This is a genomic window from Nocardioides sp. (genome assembly GCF_035481145.1).
GTDB lineage: Bacteria > Actinomycetota > Actinomycetes > Propionibacteriales > Nocardioidaceae > Nocardioides.
Genome location: NZ_DATIHB010000174.1, coordinates 1 through 9,761 on the forward strand (window position 1 = coordinate 1; position 9,761 = coordinate 9,761).

Below are 9,761 nucleotides of genomic sequence, written 5' to 3' on the forward strand. Positions count from 1 at the left end.
CTGCAGGGCGTCGGCGGTGGCGGGCTGGTGCCGGCGACCCTCGCGCTCGTCGCCGACCTCTACCCGCCCTCGCGCCGCGCGGTGCCGCTCGGTGTCGTCTCCGCCGTCCAGGAGATCGGCAGCGTCGTCGGCCCGCTCTTCGGCGCACTCGTGCTCGCACTGGCCTTCTGGCAGGCGATCTTCGTCGTCAACGTGGTCGTCGCCCTCGCCCTCCTGATCGCCCTCCGCCTCCTCTCCGCCGACGAGGTGGGGCGTGTGGCTCGCCGACGTGGGAGTCGTGGCGCGCCGAAGTGGGGCTTGTGGTCGCTCGACTGGCTCTCCGCCGCCGCACTCCTCCTCGCCGCCGCGGCGTACGTCGTGCTGGTGCTCCGCCCGTCCACGGTGCAGCGCGACCTCTTCTGGGGCCAGCTCTTCATCCCGTACGCCGGGTCGAGCGACTGGACCACGCCGCTCGGCCTGATCGTCCTCGGCGCCCTACTCGGCCTGGCGCTCCGCTGCACGTTCGCGCGGCGGCCGCTGGTCGACGTGCGCGGCTGGGCAGGGGCACTCCGGCAGGCCGACGTGACCGGGGCCGTGCTCGTCGCGGTCGCGCTCGGTGGCGTCGTGCTCGCCTTCGCGACGGCCGACCCGGCCGTGCAGCTCTTCGCGCCGCAGGGGCACTGGTACCTCCTCGGTTCGGCCCTCGCGACCGTCATCCTCGCCGTGCACCTGCGGCGGACGCCGAACCCGCTGATCAGGGTCGGCAGTCTCCGGGCCCGTCCGGCCTGGGGCGCGCTGGTGGTGAGCTTCCTCGTGGGCGCGGCCCTGATCGCCGCCCTGGTCGACATCCCGATCTTCGCGCGCACGACGCGCTATCCGGACTCGCAGCTCCTGGCGGCGCTGGTGCTCGTGCGGTTCCTCGCGGCTCTGCCGGTCGGCGCCTGGCTGGGCGGACTCGCCACCCGTCGCTTCGGCGCGGCGTGGGTCGCCGCGACCGGCCTGCTCGCCGCCGCCTGTGGCTTTGCGCTGATGGTCCGGTGGGACGACGAGACCCTGGCCACCGTCGCTGCACCGACGTTCGCGCTGGTGTTGTGCGGCCTCGGCTTCGGACTCGCGCTGGCGCCCGTCACGACCGCCCTCCTCGCCCACACGCCGGCCGAGGACCACGGCGTGAGCGCCGCGCTCTCCGTGGTGGCCCGCATGGTCGGCATGCTCATCGGCCTGTCGGCGCTCACCGCGATCGGCCTGCACCGCTTCCACACGGCGATCGAGCAGGGCAGCTCCGCAGCAGCCGCGGCGCTGGTCCAGGAGCAGACCGTCTTCGCGGGCGCGGCCGCCTGCTGCGCGCTCGGGGCCGTCCTCGCGCTCGTCCTGTTGCGCGACCTCCGATCCACCCCGAGTTGAACTGCTCTTCAAGTGCTGAGGTCGACGTACCACCGTGCGAACCACGACATCCCGACGTCACACCGGGTGGACTAACTTCAGCACCATGGGTGACTTCGACGATCTTCTCGCTGCCAACAAGACCTACGCCGCCGACTTCGCGCTGGCCGGCTTCGACGGTGTCGCGAAGGCCGGTGTGGCCATCGTGACCTGCATGGACTCCCGCATCGACCCGCTCGGCCTGCTCGGCCTGAAGCCGGGCGACGCCAAGATCTTCCGCAACCCCGGCGGCCGCGTCTACGAGCAGGCCATGGAGGCGCTCGTGCTCGGCGCACACCTGCTCGGTGTCAACCGGATCCTGGTCATCCCGCACACGCGTTGCGCGATGACCAAGTTCAACGAGGGCGAGCTCCAGCAGAAGGTCGGCGAGTCCGCGGGCGTCGACGCGTCGTGGCACGCCTTCCACCCGATCGCCGACCAGCTCGCCGCCCTCGAGGCCGACGTGCGCAAGGTGAAGTCGCACCCGCTCATCCCCGAGAGCGTCCAGGTCGGTGGCTTCATCTACGACGTCGACTCGGGGCTCATCGAGCAGAAGTTCTGACGCCCGTCACGTCGACGGCTCCGGCAGGTCGCACGTGACCTTCGGGTTCGCGCCCACGTAGTTGAGCGGGCCCGCCAGGACGGTCAGGGCGGTGTCAGCGGTGGTCCGGCAGTTCACGTCGCGCTCGTTGGTGATGTAGCCGCGCTGCCAGGCGGCGATCACCCCGATCACGAGCCAGACGAAGACGATCAGACCGACGATTCCCCTCATCGCTATCTCCTCTCAGCACCTGTCCGGTGCCCAGAAGCCGCCCGTCGTACGCCGACACGGGTCTGCGCCCTGCCGTCGCCCCGCTACGGTCGGACCATGAGCGATCGATACGTCGCGCTGCTGCGCGGGATCAATGTCGGCGGCAACAACAAGATCGCCATGAAGGAGCTCGCCGAGGCCTTTCGCGCCGGCGGGTACGACGAGGTGTCGACGTACATCAACAGCGGCAACGTGCTCTTCTCCGCAGAGAGCCAGCCCGAGCCGGAGGCGCTGGAGCAGGTCATCGCCGACGCGTTCGGGCTCGACATCGCCGTGCTCGTGCGCAGTCACGACGAGATGGCGAAGGTCGTCGCGAAGGCACCGAAGGAGCTCGACGACCCCGACGTGCGCCCGGATGTCTGGTTCCTGCGCCCCGGCCTCTCCCCTGCCGCCGCACTGGCGGCGATGCCCGACCCGCACCCGGACGTCGACCGGGTATGGAAGGGGCCGGGCGTCCTCTACACCACGCGGGTGACCGCTCTGGCGACGAAGAGCCGCCTGACGAAGGTGGTCGGCACGAAGCTCTACAAGGAGATGTCGCTGCGCAACTGGAACACCACGCGGAAGCTGCTGGCCCTGCTCGACGACTGAGTCACACGCGGGGCCGCCAGCGCTTCCAGAGCGCGGTGGCCTCGGCGCGCACCTTGCCATCGAACTCCAGCCGGACCGAGCACGCCATCGCGTCCTCCGTCGCCTCCGCCACCTCGGCGACGAGCGACACCTCCGCCTCCAACGGGGCGGGGCGTCGGTAGCGCACGTCGATCCCGGCAGTGACGTAGGAGAACGCCGTGCCCGGGAGCGGGCCCCACCCGCGCAGGTCCGCCTGGTGGAAGACCGCCGCGCCGCTGTGGCAGTCGAGCAGGGTCGCGATGACGCCCCCGTTGAGGTAGCCGACGCCGTTGTCGTGCTGTGGCCAGGGGGTGAAGGTGGCGACCACGAGCCCGTCGTCCGTCGGATGGCTCTTGAGCTGGAGGCCCTCGGCGTTCGCCGGCCCGCAGCCGAAGCAGCGGGCGTCGGGGAAGAGGCGGTCCTGGATCGCGATGTCGCTCATGCGAGCCAACGTAGCGAAGCCGGGCGCAGGCACTCAGAGCAGGTCGCGCAGGCTCCTGTCGACCAAGGCACCCGGCAGGTCACCGAGGCGCGCACCAAGGGCCTCAAGGGAACCGATGCCGGAGACGAGCTCCACCACGCCCTCGGTGTCGGCCACCGCGTCGTCGACCGCGACGTCGACGAGCAGCGGGCAGTCGACCGCTCCCCCGTCTGGCTCGGGCGGCAGCTCCGGCGTCCAGCAGCCGACCTCGAGCACCAGCCCGGCCTGGGGCCCGACGCCGGCGACGCGCGCGTCGACGTACCACCAGAGGTCGCCGACGGCGAGGCGCAGGTGTCCGCGCCGGGCCTTGAAGCCGCGCGCCTTGAGCTGCTTGAGGACGGCGGCCCGGGCCGCTGCGGCAGTCACGGGACGAGTGTCACGCGTCGAGGGCGTCGACGTCGATCTCGTAGGCACCCTGCACGATGAACTCCTTGCGTGGGGCAACGTCGGAGCCCATCAGCAGCTCGAAGATCTGGGCGGCACCCTCGGCGTCGTCGACCGTGATCCGGCGCAGCGTGCGGTGGCGGGGGTCCATCGTCGTCTCGGCCAGCTGGTCGGCGTCCATCTCGCCGAGACCCTTGTAGCGCTGGACCGGGTCCTTGACCCGCGCACCCTTCTTCTTCAGCTCGGCGAGCTTCCGCTGGAGCTCGTCGTCGGAGTAGGTGTAGACGTACTTGTCCTGCCCCTTCTTCGGCTGCAGGATCTCGATCCGGTGCAGCGGCGGGACAGCCGAGTAGACCCTGCCGTCTGCGATCAGCTCGGGCATGTACTTCATGAAGAGCGTCGCCAGCAGGCAGCGGATGTGGGAGCCGTCGGAGTCGGCGTCCGCCATGAAGATGATCCGGCCGTAGCGCCGCGCGTCGAGGTCGAACGTGCGGCCCGAGCCGGCACCCACGACCTGGATGATCGAGGAGCACTCGGCGTTCTTGAGCATGTCGGCGACGGACGCCTTCTGCACGTTGAGGATCTTGCCGCGGATCGGCAGCAGCGCCTGGAACTCCGAGTTGCGCGCGAGCTTGGCGGTGCCGAGCGCGGAGTCACCCTCGACGATGAAGAGCTCGGTGCGGTCGTTGTCGTTGCTGCGGCAGTCGGCCAGCTTGGCCGGCAGGGCGGAGGACTCGAGCGCGTTCTTGCGGCGCTGCGTCTCCTTGTGGGTGCGCGCGGCGATGCGGGTCTTCGCTGCGCCGGCCACCTTCTCCATGACCAGCTTCGACTGGCGCTTGTCGGCGGCCTTGGTCGAGGAGAGCCACTTCTTCAGCTCCGCCATGACGACCTTGCGGACGATCGTGCGGGCGGCCGGGGTGCCGAGGATCTCCTTGGTCTGCCCCTCGAACTGCGGCTCGGCCAGGCGCACGGTGACGACGGCGGTGAGACCCTCGAGGACGTCGTCCTTGATGACGTCGGTGTCGTTGACCTTGAGCACCTTCGCCGACCGCATGACGTCGTTGAACGCCTTGGTCACCGCAGTCTCGAAGCCGCTGACGTGGGTGCCGCCCTTGGGCGTCGCGATCACGTTGACGTAGGAGCGCAGCTCGGTGTCGTAGTTGTCGGACCAGCGCAGCGCGACGTCGACGAAGAGCTCGCGCTCGACGTCCTGCGGGGTCATGTGGCCGGCCTCGTCGAGCATCGGGACGGTCTCGGTGAAGGTCTCGGTGCCCTGCAGGCGGAGCACCTCGGTCACCGGCTCGCCGCTGCTCAGGAACTCGGCGAACTCCGCGATACCACCGTCGTGCTTGAAGCTCTCGGTCACCGGCTCGCTGCCACGGAGGTCGCTGATGACCAGCTCCAGTCCCGGCACGATGTACGACGTCTGGCGGGCGCGCGTGACCAGCTCGTCGTAGACGAAGTCGGCGTCCTTGGTGAAGATCTGCCGGTCCGGCCAGAACTGGACACGGGTGCCGGACTTGCCCTTGGCAACGCGCTTGCCCTTGCGGCTCAGCCCGCCCTGCGGCTCGAAGGCGGCCGTGGGCTTGTCACCATCGAAGACGCCGGGGACGCCACGGCGGAACGAGATGCCCTGCTGCGACGGCGAGCGATCGACGTCGATGTCCATGCGGCTCGAGAGTGCGTTGACGACCGACAGGCCGACGCCGTGCAGGCCACCGGTGGCGTTGTAGGAGCCGCCGCCGAACTTGCCACCCGCGTGGAGCTTGGTCGCCACGACCTCGACACCGGTGAGGCCCGTGCGCGGCTCCTTGTCGGTCGGGATGCCGCGACCGTCGTCGTAGACCTCGACGGAGCCGTCGCCGTGCAGCGTCACCTCGACGCGGTGGGCGTGACCGGCCAGCGCCTCGTCGACACCGTTGTCGATGATCTCCCAGACGCAGTGCATGAGACCGCGGGTGTCGGTGGAGCCGATGTACATGCCGGGGCGCTTGCGGACCGCCTCCAGGCCCTCGAGGACCAGGAGGTGCGCGGCGTTGTACGAGTTGTCGATCTCGGTGTCCTTCACAGCAGTCATGTCAGGCGTGAATCTACCGGCGACACGCCGCAGGGCCCCGCAGGCACGCCTTGCGCGGAAATCCCTTGCGCGGGTTTGTATGTTGGCCGGACACCGAGCACCCATCGACCTCACACTTGGAAGCAGCCGCTTCTGGGCACCGGGAGAGATGTCCAGCAGGTGAGGATGTGGCCGGAGCCACGAGAAGTTGGGGGAATCATCTTCCCCACCCGATCGTTGAGCCGGGCACCACGGAAGAAACGAGGCCGATTGTGACTACAGCAGTTGCTCCCGCCAGCACCCTGACCGCCACCGACCGCTGCGACCGCTGCGGCGCCCAGGCCTACCTCAAGGTGGAGCTCTCCTCCGGGTTCGAGCTCCTCTTCTGCGCCCACCACGCCCGCGAGCACGAGGACAAGCTCCGCGAGGTCGCCGTCAACGTCGTCGACGAGACCGCGAAGCTCTCGTCCTGATCCACTGACCTCACGACCGGCCCCGGTCCGCACCCCGTGTGCGGACCGGGGCCGGTCGCTTTTCCGGTTGTGGAGAGTCCGTCGCGTGTTGACACACTGAGGCCGTGAACATCCTCCAGGACCTGATCTTCGTGGTCATCGCCGTCATCGGCCTCGCGCTCATCCTCCTGCCCGTGCTGCCCGGCACCCTCGTCGTGCTCGGGGCCACGCTGGCCTGGGCGGTCGTGCTCGGCGAACCCACCGGCTGGATCGTTCTCGCGGTGGTCGCGGTCCTCTCGACGGCCGGGATGTTCCTCCAGTACGCCGTGCCCGGTCGCCGCCTCAAGGCCGTCGGCGTCCCGACCTCGACGCTCCTGCTCGGTGTGGTGGTCGGCGTGGTGGGCTTCTTCGTCCTGCCGGTGATCGGCCTCCCGGTCGGCTTCGTGCTCGGCGTCTTCGTCGCCGAGTCACGCCGGCTGGGCCCCACGGCTGCGCGTGGCTCCACCTGGCACGCTGTCAAGGCGGTCGGGCTCTCCATCGCGATCGAGCTCAGCTTTGCGCTCGTCTCCGTGACCGCGCTGGTCGTCGGCGCGTTGACCACCTGATGCTGGTCGTGCTGCTCGCCCTCGGCGGGGCGATGGCCTACGGTGTCGCGGACTTCGTCGGCGGCCTGCTGTCGCGGCGTACGTCGGCCTGGGCGGTCGCCTTCACCGCAGCCCTGGGGGCAGGGCTCCTCGTCCTCGTGCTCGAGCCGGTGCTCCCCGGCTCCCCCACGACCTCCGACCTGCTGTGGGGCGCCGTCGGCGGCATCGGCGGTGGCGTCGGCACGGCCTTCCTCTACCGCGGGCTCTCCGCGGGCCGGATGGGCGTCGTCGCCCCGATCTCCGGTGTCGGTGCGGCCGTCGTGCCGGTCCTCGTCGCACTGGCAGCCGGCGAGCGTCCCGGCACCCTGGTCTGGGTCGGCATCGCCTGCGCGCTCCCGGGCATCTGGCTGGTCGCGCGCGACCCGCGCTCAAACTCGGTCGGCACGGAGGGCGGCTCTGCCGGCGTGCTCGACGGCGTCGTGGCCGGCCTCGGCTTCGGCGGCCAGTTCGCGGCACTCGGGCAGGTGGCCGACGGCAGTGGCTTCCTGCCCCTCGGCCTCAACCAGCTCGGCGCGGCGGTCGTCATCGCCGCACTGGCCCTCGCCGTGCGCGCGCCGTGGGTGCCGCGCGACCACGCGGCGTACGCGGGGCTGGTGTGTGGTGTGCTCGGCCTCGCTGCGACCGGCGCCTTCATGCTCGCCGCGCAGCAGGGCTCGCTGACCGTCTCCTCGATCCTGACCTCGCTCTACCCGGCCTTCACGATCCTGCTCGCGGCGATCGTGCTGCGCGAACGGGTGCTTCCCGCGCAGGGGGTCGGCCTGGCCCTCTGCGGCGTCGCCGTGGCACTCGTCGCGGCGGGCTGACTGCTCGAGCCCACCTGGACGTGACCCCGCCCCGACGCGCGCTGGGGGAACGCGCGCCGGGGCCGGGCAGCTGCTCCGGTCAGGGAGTGGGTTCCTTCAGCACGGTGATCGTGCAGACGTACGTCCCGGGCGCGAGGTTCAGCGTCGAGAGCGATGCCGTCCCGCTGGGCGTGAGGACCGATCCGCCGCCGTTCGTGCACGAGATCGTCGACGCGGTGCCTCCGGCCACCTGGCTGGTAGCGCTGAGGGCGATGTTCGTCCTCGGCACGTTGTGGAAGTTGGCTGTTGCCGCCCCCGAGGTGCAGTCGCCCACGCCGTTGACCGCGATGTCCTGCGGGTTCGCCGTCGAGACCGTGTAGCCGGTCGGGACCGTCTCGGTGACCCGGTAGGTCCCCTGCTCCAGACCACTGATGCAGATGTCGCCGTTCGCGTCGGTCGTGAACGGGCTGCCCGCGAGCGGTACGCCGCCCTTGGTGACGGCGAACTGGACGCCGGTGTGCGGGCTCGGGTGGGTCGTCGCGGCGTAGTGGTCACGCGTCTTGTGGATCTTCAGTGCGCCACAGGTGTTGAGGCCGGGATTGACCGGCGCGATGAAGTCCTTCACGGCAGCCGTGAACGAGTCGGACGAACGACTCTTCAGGTAGGCGTATGCGAACGCGTTGCAGCCCGCGCCGGGCACGAGCGCGTCGAAGTCGATCGTCGCCTCACCGAAGGTCCGCGGCGACACGTCACCCAGCCCGTCTGTGGCCGCTGCCGGGAGGAGAGTGGTGTTGATCGAGCCGACCGCGTCACCGGTCAGCGGGTCCTTCGAGCTCCAGCACGGCAGCTTGTTCGACGCCTCGCACTGGCTCGCCGATCCCGAGGTCACCCAGGTGGAGAGGCTCAGCACGGGGTTCACGCCGCCCTGGGAGAGGTCGTACTGGATCAGCAGGTCACCGGCCGTGCGCTCCGGGGTCACCCCGTTCGCCGACAGGGTGCTCGAGCGGTTGAACTCGAAGTCCATGTTGGTCGTGCCCGACGGCTCCTGGACACGGTGCCAGAAGAGGTGCAGGAAGCGGCCCTGGGCACTGTCCTCGAAGTAGACGCCGAAGTTCTTCAGGTCCGACTTGTTGTTGGGGATGCTGCCGTCGATGACGCTGGGGACCGCGGTGTCCTCCTTCGTGCCGTTGCCGAAGGAGTCGTCCGAAGAGCCCGTCGCCAGGTCGGGCTGCCGGGTTTCCGAGACACCGGCCCAGTCGGGCGCCGCGTTGACGGCGAGGTCGCCGTCCTGGGTGTTGAACGTGCTGTCGACGACCGCCTGTGATCCCGTCGGCGCGAGGGCCGGCGCGAGCGCGATCAGGAGGGCAGCCGGAGCGAGACGCAGTACACGGCTGCGTCCGGGGTGGCGAAGCATGACGATGCCTCCGTTGGATGCGGCGGCGCGCACCGTGCGCGCCGGGAGGCTCGGCGACGCCCTCCCGCATTGCCGGGCATGGTGCCCCGGGAAGGTCCATCGGTCGGGGCCGGCACCGTCTCGACTCTCCGCCTGCGCTCGCGTCGGGTCCATCGCCCATCCTGACAGTCGTGCGCGCAGGGGTCGGGCCCGGTACCCGAGGCGGGGTCCCGGCACCGGTCCCCCGGGGCGTCAGGAGAGCACCCGGGTCCCCCAGTACGCCGCCATGCCCACCAGCAGGATGAGGGTGAGGCTGCGGGTCCACAGCGCGCAGGCGACCGTCGCAGCCAGCCCGACGACCTCAGGCAGACCGACTGCATCGGCACCACCGTCACCCACCAGCATCGAGGCGATGAGCGCAGCGAGCGTCGCGGGCCCGACGTACTCGAGGGCCTTGACGACCGGCATCGGGATGGTCCGGTTGGCGAGCCCGACGATGAAGATCCCCCGACTGGCCAGCGTGCCGATGCCGACCAAGACCACGGCGAGGAGGTCCGTCATCGCGCGACCTCCTCGTGTGGGCCGGATGCGACGGAGTCGCGCGCGACCAGGCGCGCGACCAGGCGCGCGGCGAGCAGTCCGGCGACGATGCCGATCGCCGCACCGACGAGGAGCCCGGAGCGGTTGGGCAGGTCGGCAGCGAGGACCGTCGCGACACCCCCGACGACGGCAGCGACCACCTTCGGGT

The 9,761-nt window shown here is 70.4% G+C and carries 13 protein-coding genes; 6 read left to right on the plus strand and 7 right to left on the minus strand.

Features of this window, described 5'->3' with window-relative positions; all coding sequences use genetic code 11:
* The coding region (locus VLF38_RS14405) for an MFS transporter (protein WP_325271933.1) at positions 1-1,383 on the plus strand (1,383 nt) is incomplete at its 5' end.
* A gap of 85 nt (positions 1,384-1,468) precedes the next feature.
* Positions 1,469-1,963: a carbonic anhydrase gene (locus VLF38_RS14410; RefSeq protein ID WP_325271934.1), complete on the plus strand. Its 495-nt coding sequence runs from the start codon at positions 1,469-1,471 to the stop codon at positions 1,961-1,963.
* A 6-nt stretch (positions 1,964-1,969) separates the two neighbouring features.
* Here VLF38_RS14410 and VLF38_RS14415 read toward each other — a convergent pair whose 3' ends face one another.
* Complete coding sequence (locus VLF38_RS14415; RefSeq protein WP_325271935.1) at positions 1,970-2,173, minus strand: hypothetical protein; 204 nt, start codon at positions 2,171-2,173, stop codon at positions 1,970-1,972.
* Between the two features lie 96 nt (positions 2,174-2,269).
* Here VLF38_RS14415 and VLF38_RS14420 point away from each other — a divergent pair, with 96 nt between their 5' ends.
* Positions 2,270-2,803: a DUF1697 domain-containing protein gene (locus VLF38_RS14420; protein ID WP_325271936.1), complete on the plus strand. Its 534-nt coding sequence runs from the start codon at positions 2,270-2,272 to the stop codon at positions 2,801-2,803.
* Position 2,804: 1 nt separating this feature from the next.
* Here the strand turns inward: VLF38_RS14420 and VLF38_RS14425 are convergent, their stop codons facing one another.
* The 3 genes from VLF38_RS14425 to VLF38_RS14435 are packed head-to-tail and all read right to left on the minus strand — an operon-like array spanning position 2,805 to position 5,763.
* On the minus strand, positions 2,805-3,263 hold the full coding sequence (locus VLF38_RS14425) for a PaaI family thioesterase (RefSeq protein WP_325271937.1): 459 nt from the start codon (positions 3,261-3,263) through the stop codon (positions 2,805-2,807).
* 33 nt (positions 3,264-3,296) lie between these two features.
* On the minus strand, positions 3,297-3,668 hold the full coding sequence (locus VLF38_RS14430) for a hypothetical protein (RefSeq protein ID WP_325271938.1): 372 nt from the start codon (positions 3,666-3,668) through the stop codon (positions 3,297-3,299).
* Positions 3,669-3,678: 10 nt separating this feature from the next.
* Entirely contained in the window at positions 3,679-5,763 is a 2,085-nt protein-coding gene (locus VLF38_RS14435) for a DNA topoisomerase IV subunit B (protein WP_325271939.1), read from the minus strand.
* Positions 5,764-6,014: 251 nt separating this feature from the next.
* Here VLF38_RS14435 and VLF38_RS14440 point away from each other — a divergent pair, with 251 nt between their 5' ends.
* From VLF38_RS14440 to VLF38_RS14450, 3 genes are all read left to right on the plus strand, one after another.
* Entirely contained in the window at positions 6,015-6,215 is a 201-nt protein-coding gene (locus VLF38_RS14440; protein ID WP_107699936.1) for a DUF7455 domain-containing protein, read from the plus strand.
* 104 nt (positions 6,216-6,319) lie between these two features.
* The gene (locus VLF38_RS14445) at positions 6,320-6,799 is read left to right on the plus strand and encodes a DUF456 domain-containing protein (protein WP_325271940.1); all 480 of its coding nucleotides are present in this window, start codon (positions 6,320-6,322) and stop codon (positions 6,797-6,799) included.
* Entirely contained in the window at positions 6,799-7,641 is an 843-nt protein-coding gene (locus tag VLF38_RS14450; protein ID WP_325271941.1) for a DMT family transporter, read from the plus strand. Before VLF38_RS14445 ends, VLF38_RS14450 begins: the two co-directional genes overlap by 1 nt.
* A gap of 79 nt (positions 7,642-7,720) precedes the next feature.
* On the opposite strand, the gene VLF38_RS14455 is transcribed toward VLF38_RS14450, so the two are convergent.
* The 3 genes from VLF38_RS14455 to VLF38_RS14465 all read right to left on the minus strand — a co-directional run.
* Positions 7,721-9,034, minus strand: coding sequence for a prealbumin-like fold domain-containing protein (locus VLF38_RS14455; RefSeq protein ID WP_325271942.1), 1,314 nt, complete (start codon positions 9,032-9,034; stop codon positions 7,721-7,723).
* A gap of 231 nt (positions 9,035-9,265) precedes the next feature.
* Positions 9,266-9,574 carry an AzlD domain-containing protein gene (locus VLF38_RS14460; RefSeq protein ID WP_325271943.1) on the minus strand — a complete coding sequence of 103 codons (309 nt, stop codon included), beginning with the start codon at positions 9,572-9,574 and terminating at the stop codon, positions 9,266-9,268.
* A partial coding sequence (locus VLF38_RS14465) for a hypothetical protein (RefSeq protein ID WP_325271944.1) occupies positions 9,571-9,761 on the minus strand: 191 nt, incomplete at its 5' end. The genes VLF38_RS14460 and VLF38_RS14465, both read right to left, overlap by 4 nt.